This window comes from Capillimicrobium parvum, assembly GCF_021172045.1.
Taxonomy (GTDB): Bacteria; Actinomycetota; Thermoleophilia; order Solirubrobacterales; family Solirubrobacteraceae; genus Capillimicrobium; species Capillimicrobium parvum.
In genome coordinates this window covers 537,729-555,776 of the sequence record NZ_CP087164.1, presented here as the reverse complement: position 1 = coordinate 555,776, position 18,048 = coordinate 537,729, and the positions used below count along the sequence as shown (strand labels likewise).

The 18,048-nt window shown below is 73.5% G+C and carries 20 protein-coding genes; 10 read left to right on the top strand and 10 right to left on the bottom strand.

Features of this window, described 5'->3' with window-relative positions; all coding sequences use genetic code 11:
* Positions 1–4: 4 nt before the first annotated feature.
* Positions 5–199 carry a hypothetical protein gene (locus DSM104329_RS02710; protein WP_259313858.1) on the bottom strand — a complete coding sequence of 65 codons (195 nt, stop codon included), beginning with the start codon at positions 197–199 and terminating at the stop codon, positions 5–7.
* Between the two features lie 62 nt (positions 200–261).
* The gene (locus DSM104329_RS02705; RefSeq protein WP_259313857.1) at positions 262–984 is read right to left on the bottom strand and encodes an alpha/beta fold hydrolase; all 723 of its coding nucleotides are present in this window, start codon (positions 982–984) and stop codon (positions 262–264) included.
* 57 nt (positions 985–1,041) lie between these two features.
* Between DSM104329_RS02705 and DSM104329_RS02700 the strand changes: the two genes are divergently transcribed.
* The 4 genes from DSM104329_RS02700 to DSM104329_RS02685 are packed head-to-tail and all read left to right on the top strand — an operon-like array spanning position 1,042 to position 4,655.
* Positions 1,042–1,779, top strand: a complete 738-nt coding sequence (locus DSM104329_RS02700; protein WP_259313856.1) for a DUF4097 domain-containing protein — start codon at positions 1,042–1,044, stop codon at positions 1,777–1,779.
* Positions 1,776–3,311: a sensor histidine kinase gene (locus DSM104329_RS02695; protein ID WP_259313855.1), complete on the top strand. Its 1,536-nt coding sequence runs from the start codon at positions 1,776–1,778 to the stop codon at positions 3,309–3,311. Before DSM104329_RS02700 ends, DSM104329_RS02695 begins: the two co-directional genes overlap by 4 nt.
* Complete coding sequence (locus DSM104329_RS02690) at positions 3,308–4,345, top strand: sugar ABC transporter substrate-binding protein (protein WP_259313854.1); 1,038 nt, start codon at positions 3,308–3,310, stop codon at positions 4,343–4,345. Before DSM104329_RS02695 ends, DSM104329_RS02690 begins: the two co-directional genes overlap by 4 nt.
* A 43-nt stretch (positions 4,346–4,388) precedes the next feature.
* Positions 4,389–4,655, top strand: a complete 267-nt coding sequence (locus tag DSM104329_RS02685; protein WP_259313853.1) for a hypothetical protein — start codon at positions 4,389–4,391, stop codon at positions 4,653–4,655.
* Here DSM104329_RS02685 and DSM104329_RS02680 read toward each other — a convergent pair.
* From DSM104329_RS02680 to DSM104329_RS02670, 3 genes are read right to left on the bottom strand one after another with little or no spacing between them, the layout of a single operon-like run.
* Positions 4,618–5,679, bottom strand: coding sequence for a lysylphosphatidylglycerol synthase transmembrane domain-containing protein (locus tag DSM104329_RS02680; protein WP_259316175.1), 1,062 nt, complete (start codon positions 5,677–5,679; stop codon positions 4,618–4,620). The two genes, DSM104329_RS02685 and DSM104329_RS02680, sit on opposite strands and share 38 nt — an antisense overlap.
* Before the next feature lie 6 nt (positions 5,680–5,685).
* Positions 5,686–6,345: an HAD family hydrolase gene (locus DSM104329_RS02675; protein ID WP_259313852.1), complete on the bottom strand. Its 660-nt coding sequence runs from the start codon at positions 6,343–6,345 to the stop codon at positions 5,686–5,688.
* A 20-nt stretch (positions 6,346–6,365) separates the two neighbouring features.
* Positions 6,366–6,836 (bottom strand): Lrp/AsnC family transcriptional regulator, encoded by a 471-nt coding sequence (locus DSM104329_RS02670; RefSeq protein ID WP_259313851.1) that lies wholly within the window; start codon positions 6,834–6,836, stop codon positions 6,366–6,368.
* 64 nt (positions 6,837–6,900) lie between these two features.
* Between DSM104329_RS02670 and DSM104329_RS02665 the strand changes: the two genes are divergently transcribed.
* Both DSM104329_RS02665 and DSM104329_RS02660 read left to right on the top strand, forming a co-directional pair.
* Positions 6,901–7,755 carry an EamA family transporter gene (locus tag DSM104329_RS02665; RefSeq protein WP_259313850.1) on the top strand — a complete coding sequence of 285 codons (855 nt, stop codon included), beginning with the start codon at positions 6,901–6,903 and terminating at the stop codon, positions 7,753–7,755.
* On the top strand, positions 7,752–8,018 hold the full coding sequence (locus tag DSM104329_RS02660; RefSeq protein WP_259313849.1) for a hypothetical protein: 267 nt from the start codon (positions 7,752–7,754) through the stop codon (positions 8,016–8,018). The genes DSM104329_RS02665 and DSM104329_RS02660 overlap by 4 nt, the downstream gene beginning before the upstream one ends.
* A gap of 12 nt (positions 8,019–8,030) precedes the next feature.
* On the opposite strand, the gene DSM104329_RS02655 is transcribed toward DSM104329_RS02660, so the two are convergent.
* The 3 genes from DSM104329_RS02655 to DSM104329_RS02645 all read right to left on the bottom strand — a co-directional run bounded on the left by DSM104329_RS02655 (position 8,031) and on the right by DSM104329_RS02645 (position 10,816).
* Positions 8,031–8,870: an MOSC domain-containing protein gene (locus DSM104329_RS02655; RefSeq protein ID WP_259313848.1), complete on the bottom strand. Its 840-nt coding sequence runs from the start codon at positions 8,868–8,870 to the stop codon at positions 8,031–8,033.
* Between the two features lie 274 nt (positions 8,871–9,144).
* Positions 9,145–9,633 carry a thioredoxin-dependent thiol peroxidase gene (gene bcp, locus DSM104329_RS02650; RefSeq protein WP_259313847.1) on the bottom strand — a complete coding sequence of 163 codons (489 nt, stop codon included), beginning with the start codon at positions 9,631–9,633 and terminating at the stop codon, positions 9,145–9,147.
* Between the two features lie 70 nt (positions 9,634–9,703).
* On the bottom strand, positions 9,704–10,816 hold the full coding sequence (locus tag DSM104329_RS02645; protein WP_259313846.1) for a M23 family metallopeptidase: 1,113 nt from the start codon (positions 10,814–10,816) through the stop codon (positions 9,704–9,706).
* A 355-nt stretch (positions 10,817–11,171) separates the two neighbouring features.
* Here DSM104329_RS02645 and DSM104329_RS02640 point away from each other — a divergent pair, with 355 nt between their 5' ends.
* From DSM104329_RS02640 to DSM104329_RS02630, 3 genes are all read left to right on the top strand, one after another.
* Positions 11,172–12,776, top strand: a complete 1,605-nt coding sequence (locus DSM104329_RS02640) for an alpha/beta hydrolase (RefSeq protein ID WP_259313845.1) — start codon at positions 11,172–11,174, stop codon at positions 12,774–12,776.
* Positions 12,777–12,945: 169 nt separating this feature from the next.
* Positions 12,946–13,737, top strand: a complete 792-nt coding sequence (locus DSM104329_RS02635; protein WP_259313844.1) for a bestrophin-like domain — start codon at positions 12,946–12,948, stop codon at positions 13,735–13,737.
* A 115-nt stretch (positions 13,738–13,852) separates the two neighbouring features.
* Positions 13,853–15,232 carry an IPT/TIG domain-containing protein gene (locus tag DSM104329_RS02630; RefSeq protein WP_259313843.1) on the top strand — a complete coding sequence of 460 codons (1,380 nt, stop codon included), beginning with the start codon at positions 13,853–13,855 and terminating at the stop codon, positions 15,230–15,232.
* A gap of 10 nt (positions 15,233–15,242) precedes the next feature.
* On the opposite strand, the gene DSM104329_RS02625 is transcribed toward DSM104329_RS02630, so the two are convergent.
* The gene (locus tag DSM104329_RS02625) at positions 15,243–16,091 is read right to left on the bottom strand and encodes a DNA-formamidopyrimidine glycosylase family protein (RefSeq protein ID WP_259313842.1); all 849 of its coding nucleotides are present in this window, start codon (positions 16,089–16,091) and stop codon (positions 15,243–15,245) included.
* A 49-nt stretch (positions 16,092–16,140) separates the two neighbouring features.
* Here DSM104329_RS02625 and DSM104329_RS02620 point away from each other — a divergent pair, with 49 nt between their 5' ends.
* Positions 16,141–17,484, top strand: a complete 1,344-nt coding sequence (locus DSM104329_RS02620; protein ID WP_259313841.1) for an FAD-dependent oxidoreductase — start codon at positions 16,141–16,143, stop codon at positions 17,482–17,484.
* On the opposite strand, the gene DSM104329_RS02615 is transcribed toward DSM104329_RS02620, so the two are convergent.
* The gene (locus DSM104329_RS02615) at positions 17,481–18,041 is read right to left on the bottom strand and encodes a TetR/AcrR family transcriptional regulator (protein ID WP_259313840.1); all 561 of its coding nucleotides are present in this window, start codon (positions 18,039–18,041) and stop codon (positions 17,481–17,483) included. The two genes, DSM104329_RS02620 and DSM104329_RS02615, sit on opposite strands and share 4 nt — an antisense overlap.
* Positions 18,042–18,048: the final 7 nt, after the last annotated feature.

Below are 18,048 nucleotides of genomic sequence, written 5' to 3'. Positions count from 1 at the left end.
CCGGCTACCGGCGTCCCGCGGAGAGCGGGCGCGCGCCGGGGTAGCGGATGGCGGGCAGCGGCTCGTCGTCGGAACGGTCGACGGCGCGCGACAGGCGGTCGCCCGCCAACAGGACGAGGTCGAGCGCGGGCCCCACGACGCGCAGGACGCGTTCGAGGCGCCCGCGGGCGGCGAGCTGACATGGGCTGGGCGGTGCCATGGAGCGCGGAGTCTACGGTCCTCGCCGCGTGATCGCGGCGACACCGGACCTGGCGCCGGGCCTCAGAGCAGCGCGCGCACCGCGGCAGCGGGATCCTCGGTGCCGCCGCGCCGCGACCGCGGCAGCAGCGCGGCGAGCGCGTCCCCCGCCGCGCGCACGTACCCGGGCGGCGCCGGGCCGTCGATCACCGCCACCGGGACTTCGAGCCCACGCAGCTCGCGACGGCTCAGCGGCAGCGTCGGCTGCGCGCCGTAGTCGGCGAAGAACACGCGCGCCGGCACGTCAGGCGCGACCCGGGCCACGCCCCGCAGCGCCGCCCAGGCGGCGATCGCCGGCCCCGGCCCCTCGTCGCGCAGCGCGGTCTCCAGCATCTCGCGCTCGGCGGCAAGGGCGGCCGTCGCCTCGGCCACGAGCGGGAACGCCGAGGCGTCGACGAGCACGGCGGCGGACACGACGCCCGGGTGGCGCAGCAGCAGGTCGAGGACGACGAGCGCGCCCAGGTCCGCTCCGCAGGCGACCGCCGGCGCCGCGCCGAGCGCCGCCAGCAGCGCCGCGGCGTCCTCGGCCTGCTCGGAGACCGTCGTCCGCGTGTAGGGCTCCGGCGTTCCGCTCGCGCCGTAGCCGCGCCGGTCGTAGGCCACCACGCGAGCGTCCGCCGCGAGCGCGGCGGCGGTCGCGCCCCAGGCGGCCCGTCCGGTCCCGATCCCGTGGACCAGCAGCACCGGCGGGCCGGAGCCGGACGCTTCGTACGAGAGCGGCACGCCTGCCCCATCGACGATCGGCATGCCGGGAAGCGTACGGCCGCGGGCGCCCACGCCCGGTGACGCGATTAGAGTTCAGGAGTGTCTGAACGCCGTTCTCCGCCCCACGTCTCGCCGTGGGGGCGGCTCGTGCTCATCTGCGCCGCCATCGTCGGCGCGTGCGCGGTCGCGCTCGCGATCGGCGCCCTCGTCACGCGTACCGAGCGGATGGTCACGGGCGTCGTACGCGGCTCCCTCAACGGCGTGTCCCTGGACCTCGGCGAGGCAAACGTCGAGATCATCCGCGGCGGCAACCGCGAATCGGTCGAGCTCGAGCGCACGGAGCGCTTCACGTTCGACCACGGGCCGGTCGTCGAACGCCGGATCGCGGGCTCGACCCTCCGGCTGCGGTCGCGCTGTCCCGACACGCTCCTGCACACCTGCTCGGTGGACTACCGCCTGATCGTGCCCGACAACGTGCCCGTCCAGGTCAAGACCGAGTCCGGCGGCGTGCGCTTCGAGGGCTACCGCGGCTCGGTCGACGTGAGCACCGATTCCGGCGACGTCAGCGTCGAGGGCTACTGCGGCTTCTCGCTGGACGTGCGCACGCGCACCGGCGACATCGACTCGGCCGCCTCGTGCGCGCCGCAGCGCCTGACGCTGCGCTCGACCACCGGCCCGATCCGGTCGATCGTGCCGCCCGGCCGCTACCGCGTCGACGTGGAGAGCACGTCGGGCCGGCGCCTCGTGCGTGGGGTCATCGCCGCCGAGGACGCGCCGTACACGATCCAGGTGCTGAGCACGAGCGGCGACGTGACCCTGGAGAGCGCCGAGCAATGACCGTCGCCGCCCTGAACCTCGACCAGCGCATGGCGCGAGCCGGGCGTGTCCTCGGCTACCTCGCGGTGAGCGTTCCGATCGCGGTGCTCGGCGTGCTCGCCGTCGCGGTCGTGCTGATCGGGGCGGTGCTCAGCGTCGCAGCCATCGGCCTGCCGCTGCTGCTCGGGGGGACCGCCGCGTGTGCGGGGCTGACCCGCCTCGACCGCCGGGCCGCCAACCGCTTCCTCGAGGCGCACATCCCGCCGCTGCCCCCCGCACCGCGCGCGGCCGGCGGCCCCTGGCGCCGGTCGCTGGCCCTGCTGTCGGACCGCGCGCTCTGGCGCATGGCGGCCTCGCTGGCCCTCCGGGCGCCGCTGACCATCCTCGCACTCGCGCTCGCCCTCGTGCCGATCGTCCTGCTCGCCCTTCTCGTCGAGCTGGCCGTCCAGGGCATCGGCGGCCTCGGCGGCCTCGACTACCTCGGGCCGTGGACGTTCGGGCCGGCGCTCGGCATCGTGCTGGGCGCGCTCGCCCTGCCGACCGCCGTGCTCGCGATCGCGGGCCTCGACGCCCTCTTCACCGTGCTGCGCACCGTCGGCCGCGCGCTGCTGTTCCCGCGCGCGGCGACCGCCGGCCCGGTCCGCGAGATGCTCGCCGAGAGCCTGGGCGACCAGTCGGTCTCGATCGCCTACTGGCTGCCCGACCGCGGGCGCTTCGTCGACGAGGGCGGCCGGTCCGTCACGCTGCCCGAGCCGGGCACCGGCCGCGCCTGGACGGCCGTCGACCGCGACGGCCGTCGCGTCGCGGCGATCATCCACGACGCCGCGCTGGACACCGGCCCCGAGCTGGTCGACGCCGCGGCCGCCGCCTCGTCGATGGCGATCGACAACGAGCGCCTGAAGGCCGACCTGCGGGCGCGGCTGGAGGAGCTGCGGGTGTCGCGCCTGCGAATCGTCGAGGCCGCCGACGCGGCCCGCCGCCGGCTGGAGCGCGACCTGCACGACGGGGCGCAGCAGCAGCTCGTCGGGCTCTCGCTCCAGCTGCGCGTCATGCGGTCGCGCGTCGACGACCCCGGCCTGTTGACCGAGATCGACACGCTCTCCCAGCAGTTGTCGGTCGCGATGGCCGAGCTGCGCGAGCTCGCCCGCGGCATCCATCCCACGATCCTCACCGAGCGCGGGCTCGGGCCCGCGATCGCCGCGCTGTGCGATCGCAGTCCGGTCGCGACCGAATGCCACGTGGCCATCGACGAGCGCCTGACCGACCAGGTCGAGTCCACCGCGTACTTCGTGGTCGCCGAGGCGCTGACGAACATCGCCAAGTACTCGGGGGCGACGCTCGGCGCGGTCGACATCCACCGGGAGGGCGGCGAGCTCGTCGTCGACGTCACTGACGACGGCAAGGGCGGCGCGGAGCTCGAGGGCGGCACCGGCCTGCGCGGGCTCGAGGACCGGCTGTCGGCGATCGACGGCACGCTGTCGGTCTCCAGCCCGCCCGGTGAGGGCACGCATCTCCAGGCGCGGATGCCGTGGACGCCGCGGGAGCCGACGTGACCGGTCGCGGCGCCATCCGCGTCATCGCGCTCCTGCTCGCCCTGGCGGCCGTCGCGGCGATCGCCGCCGGCTGCGGCGACAAGGAGGTCGTCCGCGAGAAGCCCGTCCTGGTGCCCAACGGCAACCTCTCGGCGCCGGTGCCCCAGCGCGCGAACGACTCGGGCGCCGTGCGGATCGCGGTCGTCACCCACGGGCCGGCGTCGAGCCCGTTCTGGGCGATCGTGCGCAACGGCGCCGAGGCGGCCGGGCGCCAGATGGACGTGCTCGTGAGCTACCGGGCGCCCGACGTCTACTCGTTCGAGCGCATGCAGGAGCTCATCGACCAGGCGATCGACAGCCGGCCCGACGGGCTCGTCGTGTCGATCCCCGAGCCGGGCCTCTCCGTCGTCATCCGCCGCGCCACGCAGGCCGGGATCCCGGTCGTCAGCATCAACTCGGGCAGCAACGTCTCGCGGCGCCTCGGCGTGCTCGCCCATCTCGGCCAGCCCGAGCGGCGCGCCGGCCTGCTCGCCGGCCGCCGCCTGGCGCGCAGTGGGGTCCGCCGCGCGCTGTGCGTCAACCAGGAGGTCTCCAACCAGGGCCTGGACGACCGCTGCCGCGGGCTGGCCCAGGCGATGCACGAGGCCGGCGGCGTGTCGACCGTCCTCGGCATCGACGACATGGCCGCCTCGACGCCGACGCGCATCGCAAACGCGGCGCGGCGCCACCGGGCGCAGGCGGTGCTGACCCTGAACTCGACCGGCGCGCTGCTCGCCCTCGAGGGCGTTCGCAAGGCGGGGCTCGCCGGCCGGGTGAAGGTGGCGACGTTCGACCTCGGTCCCGACGTCCTCAACGCCGTGCTCCGCGGGCAGCTGGCGTTCGCCGTCGACCAGCAGCCCTACCTGCAGGGCTACCTGCCGGTGGTGCTGCTCAGCCAGCTCGCCCGGTACGGGCTGTTCCCCGCCCGGCGCGGGCTCATCCCGACCGGCCCGAACTTCGTCACGAAGGACAACGCCCAGCAGGCGCTCGACCTCAGCCGCCGGTCCATCCGCTGACGGCCGGGCAGTCGCCGCGACGGCCCGCGTGTACCCTGGCGTCATGGGTGGTTTCGAGAACCTCTTCGGTGACCCCGACGAGCTGCAGCGGCGGATGGCGGAGTTCGCCGAGTCGATGCAGCGTCAGCAGGGCCTCGCCTGGGCGGACAACGCCATCGGCCTGGCCGTGCAGATGACGGTGGCCGCCATCAACCGCGTCAACGTGCAGGGCAACGCCGACGAGCAGGCGCAGCAGATCCGCTCGCTCATGGCGACCGTCTTCCCCGAGGCGGTCACGCTCGTGCGCGAGGCGCGCGCCGGCCTGCAGTAGGCCCCGGCGCCGCCGGCTCGTCGGGCGCGTCGGCCTGCCGGGCCTGCTCGGCGGCGCGGTGCTCGCGGCCCGCGGCGATGACCGCCTTGAACGAGCGGAACCTGAAGATGAACACGAGCGCGGCGAAGCCGAGGCCGAGGCTGAACGCGGCGATCGCGATCTGCTGGCCGACCGAGTAGGCGGCCACCGTGGCGCTCGTCGCCGTCCCCGCGAACACCTTCAGCAGCAGCGCCTGCTGGACGCCCGCGCCGCCCGGCGTGAACGGCAGCAGCGACGCGATCGCGTTGACGCCGAGCACGAGCAGCACGTTGCGCACCGAGCCGCCGACGCCGAACGCGTCGAGCAGCATCCAGAACGCCGCGCAGCGAAACAGCCAGCCGCCGAACTGCACGAGCCAGACCTGGCGAACGTAGCGCCGGCGGTCGAACAGGATCGTCACGCCCTGTTTCACCCGCGCCCAGAACGCCTTGACGCGGCGCGACAGCACTGCGAAGCCGACGAGGATCAGGATCGCCACCGCGGTGATCAGGAACAGCGTGAACTGCAGGTGCGACGCGAAGAAGCTCAGGTCGAACGCGCCGAGGTCCGAGAAGTCCGGCGGCTTCGGGAACACCCCCTGCGTGAACGCGAAGATCAGGACCGGGACGGCGATCGTCGCGTCGAACACCGCCTCGACGAAGAACGACGAGGCGACCGCAGGGTAGGTCGAGTTCGGCACCGACGTCTTGACGAGGAACAGCTTGATGACGTCGCCGCCGCGGGCGGGGATGACGCTGTTGAAGCCGTACGCCGCGACGTAGGCCCCCCAGATCCGCCGCCACTGGAAGCGCTCGCCCGGGTAGGCGGCCCGCAGCACGTTGAAGTACGCGCGCGAGCGGATGCTGAGGTAGGTGCCGAAGAAGACGAGGCCGAGCAGGAGCGCCAACCAGTTGACATCAGCCAGGCTCGAGAAGAACGACTCGACGCCGTTCCAGAAGGACGAGAGGTCGGCGAAGGGCACTGCTCGCCAGAGTACGGCCCGCAGCGGCTCTCAGGCGGCGAGCCGAAGGCCGAGCGCGCTGCGCACCTCGGCGGCGTGCAGCGCCTCGGCCACGAGGCTCGCACCAGTCAGCTCGATGCCGGGCAGCGACGGGACGCCGATGACGAACATCCCTGCGGCGCGGGCGGCGCCGACGCCGGTCGGCGAGTCCTCGAGCGCGATGCTGCGGGCCGGATCGGCGCCGAGGCGGCGGCAGGCCTCGAGGTAGACGTCGGGCGCCGGCTTGCCGAGCACGACGTCCTGGGCGCTGACGACCGCGCCGAACACCGTGTCGAAGCCGGCGCTGCGCAGACTGGGGCGCAGCAGGGTGTGCGGCGAGTTCGACGCGAGGCCGATCGGCATGCCCGCGCGCCGCAGCTCCGCGACGAGCTCGGGCGCGCCCGGCATCGGCGGCGCCGTGCGCTGGATCTCGAGCAGGGCGAGCTCGTGCATCTCCTGCTGCAGCGTCACGCCGGAGCCCGGCTCGAGACCGAGGTGGCGCTCGACGATGGCCTGCGCGACCGGCCCCGACGTGCCGAGGAGCTCGCGCTTGTGGTCGAGCGTGAACGCGACGCCGCGGCGCCCGTAGAGGACGCGCTCGGCGCGGGTCCAGGCGGTCTCGGTGTCGACGAGCAGCCCGTCGCAGTCGAAGATCACGGCGTCGATGGCCACCGGACCATCGTAGGCGGCGGTCACGGCCCCGGCAGCGGCGCGGGGCGGCTCGCGACCGGAGAGGTCTGCATGATCGACGTGGTCGTCTGGCCGAAGAAGGCGAAGCGGTCGATGAGCTCCTCGAGCTGCTCGACGTCGCGCACGTGCAGGCGCATGAGGAAGCAGTCCTCGCCGGTGATCCGGTGGCACTCGGCGACCTCGCCGGTCTCGCGGGCGAGGTCGGCGACCGCGGCGATCTGGCGCGGTGCCGGCCGGATCCGGAGGATCGCGCCGAGCCCGTAGCCGAGCGCCCGGGGGTCGACGGCGGCGTGGTAGCCGGTGATCACACCGGCGTCCTCGAGGCGGCCCATGCGCTCGGCCACCGCCGGCGCCGACAGCCCGACGCGCCGACCGAGCTCGGCGAGCGTCAGGCGTGCGTTCGCCTGCAGTTCCTCGATCAGACGGATGTTCGTGGGGTCGAGAAGCCCGTTGCGCCTTGGCTCCGAAGCCATTTTGCGGTCAACTCCTTCCTTTCGCCCTTCAAGCGTTGCGCGTTCGGGTCCAGCATGCAAGCCGATGCTGCGCCGCCTGCCTCCCCACGCGTACTTCGTCGGCTCGGCGGTCTTCCACTACCTCGGGCCGGCGTTCGCGGTGCTGCTGTTCTCGCGGGTAAGCGTGCTGGGCGTGGCGTGGCTGCGGATCGCCACGGCGGCCGTGGTGTTCGCCGCGGTGCGGCGGCCGTGGCGGGCGTGGTCGCGCCCGGTCGTCGCGCTCGGGGTCGCGATCGCGGTGATGAACGTCTGCTTCTACGAGGCCATCGACCGGCTGCCGCTGGGCACGGTCGCCGCGATCGAGTTCGGCGGCGTCCTCGTCGTGGCCGCCATGGGCACGCGGACGGCGCGCAACTGGGCGGCCCTCGGGCTGGCGACGGCGGGCGTGCTCGCCCTGTGCAACGTGCGCTGGGAGGCCGAGGCGGTCGGCCTCGCGTTCGCGTTCGCCAACGCCGCCCTCTTCGCGCTGTACATCGTCACCGCGCACCGCGTGTCGCGGATCTCGGGGATCGACGGTCTCGGAGCGGCGATGCTCGTCGCGCTGGCCGTGGTCACCCCGCTCGCGGGCTGGGCGGCACTGCCGGGGCTGACCGATCCGGTCGGGCTCGCGGCGGCCATCGGCGTGGGGCTGTGCTCGTCGGTGATCCCGTACGTGTGCGATCAGCTGGCGATGGGCCGCCTGCCCCGCGCGACGTATGCGCTCCTGGTCGCGCTGATGCCCGCGACCGCGGCGCTCGTCGGCGTGGTGGTGCTCGGCCAGGTTCCCACCGCCGTGGAGACCGGCGGGCTGGTGCTGGTGGTGGCCGCGGTGGCGCTGCATCGCGAGCGGGTTGGCGCTGGAGAACCCGCGTCCCCAGGAGTAGCCTTGGATGCCGGATGATCGTCGTCGGGCTGATCCACGAGGGCGACAAGCGCCCGCCCGAGGAGCCATCGCGCGACCGCTCGTGGGACGTGCCGTGGCGCGGGCTCGGGTGGGCCGCCGCGTTCGGCGGGCTCATGGCGGGCGTGCCGGTCGTCGAGCACCGGGCGGGCGGCGTGGCCGGCTACGGCGTGCTGCTCGGCGCCGTGACGCTCGGCGCCTGGCGGCTGGACCGCTGGGCCGGGCGCCAGTACTGGCGCGGACTCGGCGAACACCGCGAGTAGCGCGTTCGCCGTTCAGCCGAGGGCGCGCACCCGATCGCCCACGCGGATCCGCCCCGCGCTGACGATGTCGGCGCGCAGGCCGCCGCGATGGATGAGCCCGCGCAGCACACCCGGCTCGGTGAGCCGCTGCAGGTGCGCGCACGGCTCGCACCACCGGCGCCCGACGCATTCGACGTCGCCGATCGCGAACCGGCGCCCGACGAGCGCGTTGACGTCGATGCCCTTCGTCACGACGTTGCGGCGCGCTGCGGCGCCGCTGAGGGCGATCCCGCTCTCGGCGTGCAGCGCCTCGAGCGCCTCGACGGCGATGAGCGTCAGGTCCTGACCCGTCTTGCCCGGGCGTGAGAAGTGCCCGGTGCCGTAGAAGTAGCGGTCGCCGCGCAGGCCGCGCCCCGGGATCGCCTCGGCGTCGGCGAGGGGCAGCAGCGGGGCGGCGCTCCCGTCGGCCACGTAGATCGCCTCGACGGTTCCGGCGCCGGGGTCCTCGGCGGGGAGGCCCGCGAGCGCCGGGTCGAGCGCGGCGAGCACGTACACCACGTCGGGAGCGGGTTCGCCGGCGCGGTCCTGACCCCGGCCCCACCCCGCGCCCGGGTCCCAGACCACGTCGGGCGGCGCGCCGAACATCACCACCGCCCGCTCGCCGTGCACCGCGATCCAGAAGCCGGAGCCGAGCGGCGCGTTCGCCTGCACGAGCTGCAGGTTGCGCGCGGCCAGCCACGCCTGCCACGCGTCGAGCGGCGCCGCGCCCGCGCGCCCGGCCGGAGTGTCGGCGAGCTCGAGCTCGAGCAGCGCCGCGACGGCCGCCGACAGCGCGCCGTCGCGCCCCGCCGTCCGCTGGGCGACCGGCTTCACCGCGGCCGGCCGCCTTCCGCCAGGTGGAACCCGCGCCGCGCGGCGTCCTCGAGCGACCGTCTCCTCGGTCCACGGGTGGCCGATGTTTCCGCCAACGATGATGGGACGGCCGGTGTCCGAGCACGGGATGACGCGCAGGCCCTGTCGTGGGCCAGGAAGCGCGGCGCCGGGTGCTGGAGCCAGACGTCGATGGGCATCGCCGGCGAGCCTATCCGCGTGCGCGCGAGTTGCGCTTCGGCCTCGCTCGGCGCGGCCAAAGCGCAACTCGACGCGATCAGCCGCCGATCGCGCCCGCGCCCAGCGCCCCGAGCACCAGGTCGTCGTGCTCGGCGGGCTTGACCTTGCGCAGCACGTCGGTGATCACCCCATCGGGATCGATCACGAACGTCGTGCGCTCGTTGCCCATGTACGTGCGCCCGTACATCGACTTCTCGACCCACACGCCGTACGCCTCGGCGACCGCATGATCCTCGTCGGCGAGGAGCCTGAAGTTCAGCGACCGCTTGTCGTGGAACTTCTTGACCTTCTTCACCGGATCGGGCGAGATGCCGAGCACGATCGCGCCGCGGGCGTCGTAGTCGGCCGCGTGGTCGCGCACGCCGCATGCCTGCGTCGTGCAGCCCGGCGTGTCGGCCTTGGGATAGAAGTAGACGACCACCGGACTGCCGCGCAGCGACGACAGCGTCACGATCTCGCCGTCCTGGTCGGGCAGGGTGAAGTCGGGGGCGGGCTGGCCTGATTCGATCATCGTGTCGGTCTCCATTGCGCCACGGTTTCCAGAGGAGCGCGGACGTTACCCCGACCGCGAACAGCACGCTCTCGGTGCAGCAGGTTCAGCGCGGGCCGCGACGAGGGAGGTCCACCACGGGGAATCCGACCAGGCCGACGCGCCGGCGGGGGCCGGCGTCGGACCGGTCGATCGCGAGCGTGGCCCCCGTCGCGTCGGCTTCGACGAGCGCGTCGACCGAGCCGAAGTCGCCCTGGAGCTCGAAGCGACGAAGGACGAAGGGCAGCCCATCGGCGTCCAGGAGCGAGGGGCGGTTCATCAGCTGAAAGTGCAGATGCGGGCCGCTCGAGTTGCCGGAGCTGCCGAGCAGGCCGAGCACCTGTCCTCGGCGCACATGGTCACCAGCGCGCACCCGCACGCTGCCTGGAACAAGGTGCGCGTAGCCGGCGAACGTGCCGGGACCCAGCTTCAGGATCACGTGATTGCCGTCCGCCTGGGCGAGTCCACCGGAGAACGTCTCGCCTGGTATCAGCTCGGGGAGCCCGTCGACCGCTTGGACGACCTTGGCGTCGCGCACCGCGAGGACGGGCGCCCGATAGCTCGGCGAGCTTGCGAGCTCGTCGGGCGGGCCGGACATCGTCCGGCCTTGGGCGTCGAGACAATTCCAATCCACCGCGAAGCGCTGTCCATCTCGCAGACGTCCGTTGACGGTCTGGATCGAGCGGCGATGATGGCTGATGGCCGCGGTCCACCGTGCGCCCTGCAACGGGGGCGAGAGCACCATCGGGGGGCGGTGCGCGACCTCGGCGCGGCCGCCGACGTGGGTGAGCATCGGGCCGACCCCCCGCCCGGGCCCGACATCGATTGTGAGCCGGTGTTCGATCGCGCGCGGGATGCTGCGCCGGGTGGGGAACGTGAGGTCGACCCACACGATGCCGACCGTCGACCCGTTGAGCGTGGAGGTCGGCGCCTGCTCGCCGAGCTGCGTCATCGCCGCCGCCAGCCGGGGTCCCGAGAGCGTGTCGATGTGCCGTCCGCGACCGCTGCGCACCTCGACCGACGAGACATCGAGAGAGACGGGCGCCGCGTTGGTGAGCTTGAGCTCGTACTTCATGTGGAAGCGGCCATCGGCTCCCTCGAACCATCGCGGCGGCGAGATCACCTTCTGCAGCACCGGGGTCAGGGTCAGCATCGAGCCGGCGGCCGTCGCGCGCGGCAAGGTGCTTCCCGACCAACGCGCAGCGGTCAGAGCACCGGCCGCCGGGCTTGCGGCCGACAGGACCGAGGCACCGACCACGACCACCAGCAGCGAAACGAGAACCGCTCCGTGCATCGCTCGGGAGAGCGGCTTGAGCGCCGCGACGGCGCTCTGTGGGATGACGTCCATACGTCGGGCACTCCGTCGCCCAGGTCACGCACCCTACAGCCGCCGCTCGTGCGGCGCACGGGCTGTCGGGATCTGCGGTCCGCACACCGCGCTCCAGAGGCGTAGGGTCGTGTCGTCCGTTCCGTACCGGTGACCGATGATGCCGGACACCCCACTGCGGAGACTCCGCTGAAGGGAGGCCGGCCGCATGGAGGTTGCCCCCGACGCCGAGGGCTCTGCTGGTGCGGCGCGAGTCGCGGTGCTGGCCTGCTGCGCCGCGATCGTGCTCGCCGGTAGCGCTGACGCCAACGCCTCGCGAGGCCCGGGCGTTCGCGCACAGACCGCGAGGACAGCGATCGCGTGGCACGGCTGCGGCAAGCAGCTCCAGTGCGCGCGGGTCGCGGTGCCCCTCGACTGGAACCGTCCCCACGGCCGCAAGATCCGGCTCGCGGTGATCCGCCGCGCCGCCAGCCGGACCGAGCAGCGGATCGGATCGCTGTTCGTCAACCCGGGCGGCCCGGGCGGCTCGGTCGAGAAGGTCAGAGAGGATGGCACGGCGTTGGACGCCGCCGGCCAGGGGCGATTCGACGTCGTCGGCTGGGACATCCGTGGTGCCGGTGCGAGCACCCACGTTCGCTGCTTTCGCCGCGAGAAGCGTCGCGCGGCGTTCTTCGACGACTGGTCGATCCCGTTCACCGCCGCGGCCTCTCGGCGCCAGGTGGGCACGACCGCCTCACTCGCACGCCGCTGCGGGAAGGTGAGTGGCGCTCTCCTGCGCCACATCTCGCTCGCCGACACGGCACGCGACCTCGACCACCTCCGCCGCCTGGTCGGCGACCGGCGGCTGACCTACCTCGGCATCTCCGGCGGCACCTTGATCGGCCAGACCTACGCCAACATCTATCCAACACGCGTACGGGCGATGGTCCTCGACGGCGTCGTCGATCCGGTCACCTACACGCGGGGCACCGAAGCGCAATACGTGAACGAGCTGAGCTATGCCGATCATGCGTTCGAGGGCTTCCTGTCGCTGTGCGACCGTGCCGGATCTGCCCGCTGCGCGTTGGCGGGACGCGGCCCGTCGGCCGCCACGCGAGTCGAGCGTCTGCTGGCACGGCTGCGGCGCGCTCCGATGCCGGCACCATCCGCCACCCCACCTGGACCGCTGACGTACGGCGACGCCCTCTCCGCGATCCTGGTCGACATGAGCGGTGGGCCGGCGAAGTGGCCGGAGATGGCCACTGCGCTCGACGCCGCGGCGCGCGGCGACGGCGCGGACCTCGCAACGACGGGGCGGATCCTGACCACCGTGTTCTCGTCGCCGACCGTCGCCCCCGGCCTACCGGCCGTCGCCCTGACCTGTGCTGACAGTCCGTCACGACAGGGCCCCCGGTCATGGCACAGGGTCGTCCGTCGGATCACCGACGTCAGCGCCATCTATGGGCCGGTGATCAGCTGGTGGCGCTGGGCGCCCTGCGCCTCATGGCCCGCTCGCAGCGCGGACCGCTACACCGGGCCGTGGAACGCGACCACCAGGAGCCCCATCCTGGTGATCGGCACCACCCACGACCCGAACACGCCCTATGCCAACGCCCGCCGCAGCGCCCGCCGGCTGGGCAACGCCGTGCTCCTGACCCACGACGGCTACAGCCACACGAGCCCCCTCGATCCCAGCTCGTGCGTCAAACGAGCGATCAGCGCCTACCTCGTCCGCCTCGCCACCCCGCCGCGCGGCGCCGTGTGCCGGTCCGACCGACAGCCGTTCGACCCGGAGTTCGGCCAACCGCTTGGCCAGGGTCCGCCCTCGCCGTGAGCTCGCACCCGCGACCGCCGGGGATCGAGAGCGCGTCGGCCTCCGGTCCTGGTTCGTTCACGCCGGTCATCCTCACCGGGCCGCGCGAGGCTGCCGAACCGAGAGGATCCCCGTCGAGCGGCCGTCGAATCGGCGCCACACGCACACCGGCCGCGCATAGGCTGGCGCCGTGGTTCGCGACCTGCTGAACGCGGTGCCCGAGTGGGCGTTGGCGCTGGCGTTCATCGGCGCGATCGTGGCCCTCGCGCTCGGGGCGTTCAGGCTGGTCTGCCATTTCCTGGCCCGGTGGCGGGATCAGGGCTCGGTGGAGGGCGTCCTGGGGCTTGCGGCGATGGTGATGACGCTGTTCGCCCTGGTCCTCGCCTTCGTCGTGGTGAACCTCTACAGCGACTACACCAGCGCGTCGTCGGACGTCACGGACGAGGCGAACGCGCTCGGCGCCATCGTGCAGGACGCGCGCGCGTTCCCGGACGCCGACCGGCTCGCGGTCGAGCGGGCCATCGCGAGGTACACGGCGGAGGTCCGCGATCATGAGTTCGACACCCTGGCGGAGGGACGGTCGGATCCCCACGCCAACGCCCTGGTGGTCGGCATCGTCGAGGCGCTGCAGGCCTACGCACCGCAGACCGAGACGCAGAAGACCTTCTACGGGGCCGCGACGGATCAGCTCAACACGTTTCTCGCCGAGCGCGAGAACCGGGTGGCCAAGGCCGAGACGTCGATCCCCGGGCCACTGCTCGGGCTCCTGATCTTCCTGTCGTTCATGACGGTCGGCGTGTTCATGTTCGTTCGCACGCATCACGGCAGCCTGGACGTCCTCATCGTGGTCGTGGTGGCCGTGGTCGTCGCATCAGGGCTGCTGACCGCGCTGATCCTCCAGTACCCGTACTCGGGATCCATCGCGGTGAGCAGCGACCCGTTCACCAAGGGCCTGCTGGCGGGGATCAGCGGCGGCGGTTAGCCGGCTCGCCCTGATGGCGGTGGACCTCGAGCCGATGGGTGAGCGTCGTCGGCCGCGTCGGCCAGGGCCTCGCCGGGGGTTGACTGGCCTCGACGCTGTGCGTGATGATCGTCACATGGCGGGGCGCACCAGATGGCTGACCACCGTCGCCGCGGCCGTGGTCGCCGGCATCACGGCCGTCGCGCCGGCGCAGGCGGTGACCGTGCGGCTGGGACCGCCCACCCTCGCCCCGTCGACCTCCTACGCCGTCTGCCCGATCGCACAGCCGACGTGCTCATACGTCTTCGGGTCGATCGTCGCGCCCGGCGGGGTGCTGCAGGCCCCGGCCGACGGGACGATCACCGCGTGGCGACTCATGGGCCAGGGCCCCGGCGTGACGCTGATCGTCGCGCATGCCGACGGCGACGCGTGGGCGGCGGCCCAGGAGAGCGCACCGGCGACGTCGCTGGACGGCACCGCCATGACCACGAGCCTCCCGGTCTTGGCAGGCGACCGGATCGGCGCGACCCTGAGGAACGGCGAGGTCGCGGTGATCGCGACGCCGACCGCAACCCGCCTCTTGTTCGCCCCCGCCCTGGGCGCGACGCCGACGACGCCCACCCAGAGCTACACCGGCTATGAGCTGCAACTCAACGCCGACGTCACGCTGACGGCGCCGGCGATCACGTCGCTGACCTCGGCGGCCGGTCCGCTGCGCAACGGCCCGCCGGTCACGATCGCCGGAGCGCACCTCGCCAACGCGACCGCGGTCGCCTTCGGCTCGACCCCCGCCACGATCGTCTCGAACACGAACAGCGCGATCGTCGTCCGGCCGCCCGACCGCCCCTCGGGCGCCGTCGACGTCACGGTCACCGTCCCGGGCGGCACCGCCACCGCGCGCTACCGCTACTTCGAGACGCCCGTGGTCACCGACCTCGCGCCGAACTCGGGTCCGACCGCCGGCGGGACGTCCGTCGTCATCCGCGGCAGCGGCTTCGAGGGCGCCACCCGCGTCGCGTTCGGGGATGCTGCGGCCCGCGTGGTGAGCGTCGCGGCCACGCGGATCGAAGCCGTGTCGCCGCCGCACGCGGCCGGAGCCGTCGACGTCACCGTCGCCAACCCCGGAGCGACGAGCGCCACCTCGGTTGCCGACGGCTTCACCTACGGCGACGTCGCGCCGGCCGGTCCGGGACAGCCTCCCGCCCCACAGGCAGGGACCCGATTGGTCCTCAAGCGCCTGGCGATCGCCCCGACGCCGCTGCACCGCACCACCACCGCCCGGATCACCTACCGCCTCAACGGAGCGGCGAGCGTGCGCTTCACGCTCCGGCGCCGCGTCCGCGGCCACCTGCGCAAGGTGCGCTCGTTCACGGACCGTGGCGCGAAGGGCGCCAACGCCCGCACGTTCTCCGCCGATGGCTTGAGCGTCGGCCGCTACGTCCTGAGCGCGCAGGGCAAGGATGCCGCGGGGACGAAGTCCAGGCGCGTGCGGCTCGGGTTCCGCGTGCGCCGCTGACGAGGCACGGTCACTTCAGCAGCCGCGACAGCCGCCGGTCCTTGAGCACCTTGCCTCCGGTCTGCTCCTGCGGGCAATAGCTCATGACGTAGTCCTCGTAGAACACCGCCTCGAGGGTCGTGCCGCAGCGCGGGCATGGCTCGCCCTGGTGGCGGTGCACCTCGAGCGGCAGCGGGAGCTTGTCGGGGATCGGGAGCTGCACCACGCGCTCGTAGTGGTCGATCGCGCCGCCGAGGGTCTCGACGATCGCGGTGCGCAACTCGGCCGCCTCCTCCGCGCTGAGGTCGTCGCCGCGCTTGAACGGCGACAGCCTTGCCCGCCACAGGATCTCGTCGACCCACGAGCGTCCGATCCCCGCGATGACGCGCTGGTCGCGCAGCAGCGTGTGCAGCGGCCGCGGCGCGTCGAGCAGCGAGCCGAGGTCCGCCGGCGGGTCGGGCCACGCCTCCGGGCCGAGCGTGGCGACCGCATCGTCGGCCTCGAGGTCGCCGTCGCGCAGGACCTTCACCCACGCCGCCTGCTTCGTGCCGAACTCGCGCAGGCGCAGCTCGCGCCCGTCGTCGATGCGCAGCAGCAGACGCGACGTCCGGTCGCGCAGCGACGCGCGCTTGTCGTAGAGCTGCAGGCGCCCCGCGGACATCAGGTGGATGAGCAGGTGCAGGTCGCCGGCGACGTCGACGACGAGGTGCTTGCCGATGCGTCGCACGCCGGTGATCGCCGACCCGTCGAGCGCGTGCAGCGGCGGGTCGAACGTCTTGAGCGCGTTGATGCCGGGCGCAAGCGTCGACTCGATGACCGCGCCGCGCAGCGCCGCGTCGAGGCGGCGGGCGGTGATCTCGACCTCCGGCAGCTCGGGCATGGCGAGCTCAAGGGTAACCCCGCCGCCCACCTGGGTACGGTGGGCGACAGTGGGTCAGCGCCTGGCGATCATCGGCGGCGACGCCGCCGGGATGAGCGCGGCGGCGAACGCGCGCCGCCGCGACCCGGACCTCGGGATCGTCGCGTTCGAGCGCAGCGGCTACACGTCGTTCAGTGCCTGCGGCATCCCGTACCACGTCGCCGGGCTCGTCGACGAGTCCGACGACCTCATCGCCCGCTCGCCCGACCAGCACCGCGCGAACGGCATCGACGTGCGCATCCGCCATGAGGTCCTCGCCGTCGATCTCGCCCGCCGCGAGCTGACCGTCCTGGACCGCAACGCCCGCCGGGAGTCGACCGAGCCGTTCGACCAGCTCGTGGTCGCGACGGGCGCGCACGCCACGCCGCCGCCGATCCCGGGCGTCGAGGCGACCGAGCCCGCGCGCACGATCGACGCCGCCGGGCGCCTGCGCGGGCAGATCCTGCGCGGCGGCGCCGACGCGGTCGTCATCGGCGGCGGCTACATCGGCCTCGAGATGGCCGAGGCGCTCGTGCACCGCAACCTCCGCGTCACGCTCGTCGACCGCGAGCCGCAGCTGATGACGACCCTCGACGCCGACATGGCCGCCCACGTCCAGGACGCCGCCGAGGGCCAGGACATCCGCGTCGTCCTGTCGGCGCAGGTGGAGGAGGTGCTGCTCGACGGCGACGGCCGCCCCCGCGGGGTGCGCACGTCCGACGGGGACATCGCGGCGGAGCACGTGGTCATGGCGACGGGGGTCCGGCCCGCGACGGAGGTGGCCGAGGCGGCCGGCCTCGAGATCGGCGAATCCGGCGCGCTGCGCGTCGACGACCACCAGCGCTGCCCCGGCCACGACGGCGTGTGGGCGGCGGGCGACTGCGTCGAGTCGTGGCACCGGCTGCTCGAGCGCCCGGTCAACCTGCAGCTCGGCACGCACGCGAACAAGCAGGGCCGCATCGCGGGCGTCAACGCGACCGGCGGCGACCTGGCGTTCCCCGGCGTGCTGGGCACGGCGATCTCGCGCATCTGCCACCGCGAGATCGCGCGCACGGGCCTGAGCGAGAGCGAGGCCGAGGCGGCCGCCATCGACGTGGTGGCGACGACCGTGAAGACCGACACGCGCGCCGCCTACTTCCCGGGCTCGGCGTCGATGTGGGTCAAGCTCGTCGCCGGGCGCGAGGACCGGCGCCTGCTCGGCGCCCAGATCGTCGGCTCGCAGACCGCGGGCAAGCGCATCGACACGCTCGCCACCTGCATCTGGGCCGGCATGACGGTCGACGAGATCCAGTGGCTCGACCTCGCCTATGCGCCGCCGGTGTCCGGCGTGCTCGACCCGGTGCTCGTCGCCGCCAGAGCCGCGGCGAAGCGTTAGCCCACCAGCCGCTCAAGGCCGGCCCGCAGCGCCACGCGCGCCTCGTCGACCGAGAGCTCCTGCTCGCGGCGCAGCGCCTCCCACCCCGAGAACGACGCGAGCGCGGCGAGCGCGGACCCGCGCACGTGGTCGCCCGCGAGCTCGGGCCCGAACAGCCGCCACGCCTCGCGGCGCTTGATCGAGCGCAGGTCGGCGATGCTGAGCTGGATCGTCTCGCTGAACGGCTCCATGCGCAGCGCGGCGCGGCGGACCGGCGCGATCCGCTCGTAGATGCGCGCGCGCTGGGCGGCGAACTCCTCCAGGCGCCGCTCGAGCGGCGCGTCCGGCGGCGGCAGCTCGCCCCACTCCGCGCGCAGCATCCGCGTCTGGTGGTCGCCAACCGCGGCGAACAGCCCCTCGCGATCGTGGAAGTGGCCGAAGATCGAGCGTTCGGAGACGGCGGCCCGAGCCGCGATGTCCTCGACCGACGGCTGGACCATGCCCTCCTCGAGCAGGGCGATGAGCGCCTCCACGATCGTCTCGCGCGTGCGCAGCGCCCGGGCCGTGCGGCCGTCCACGGTCCCG

Coding starts and splice junctions, on each gene's coding strand:
- DSM104329_RS02710 (WP_259313858.1), bottom strand. CDS start 199: ATGGCACCGCCCAGCCCATGTCAGCTCGCCGCCCGCGGGCGCCTCGAA.
- DSM104329_RS02705 (WP_259313857.1), bottom strand. CDS start 984: ATGCCGATCGTCGATGGGGCAGGCGTGCCGCTCTCGTACGAAGCGTCC.
- DSM104329_RS02695 (WP_259313855.1), top strand. CDS start 1,776: ATGACCGTCGCCGCCCTGAACCTCGACCAGCGCATGGCGCGAGCCGGG.
- DSM104329_RS02685 (WP_259313853.1), top strand. CDS start 4,389: ATGGGTGGTTTCGAGAACCTCTTCGGTGACCCCGACGAGCTGCAGCGG.
- DSM104329_RS02670 (WP_259313851.1), bottom strand. CDS start 6,836: ATGGCTTCGGAGCCAAGGCGCAACGGGCTTCTCGACCCCACGAACATC.
- DSM104329_RS02665 (WP_259313850.1), top strand. CDS start 6,901: ATGCTGCGCCGCCTGCCTCCCCACGCGTACTTCGTCGGCTCGGCGGTC.
- DSM104329_RS02660 (WP_259313849.1), top strand. CDS start 7,752: ATGATCGTCGTCGGGCTGATCCACGAGGGCGACAAGCGCCCGCCCGAG.
- bcp (WP_259313847.1), bottom strand. CDS start 9,633: ATGGAGACCGACACGATGATCGAATCAGGCCAGCCCGCCCCCGACTTC.
- DSM104329_RS02640 (WP_259313845.1), top strand. CDS start 11,172: ATGGAGGTTGCCCCCGACGCCGAGGGCTCTGCTGGTGCGGCGCGAGTC.
- DSM104329_RS02630 (WP_259313843.1), top strand. CDS start 13,853: ATGGCGGGGCGCACCAGATGGCTGACCACCGTCGCCGCGGCCGTGGTC.
- DSM104329_RS02625 (WP_259313842.1), bottom strand. CDS start 16,091: ATGCCCGAGCTGCCGGAGGTCGAGATCACCGCCCGCCGCCTCGACGCG.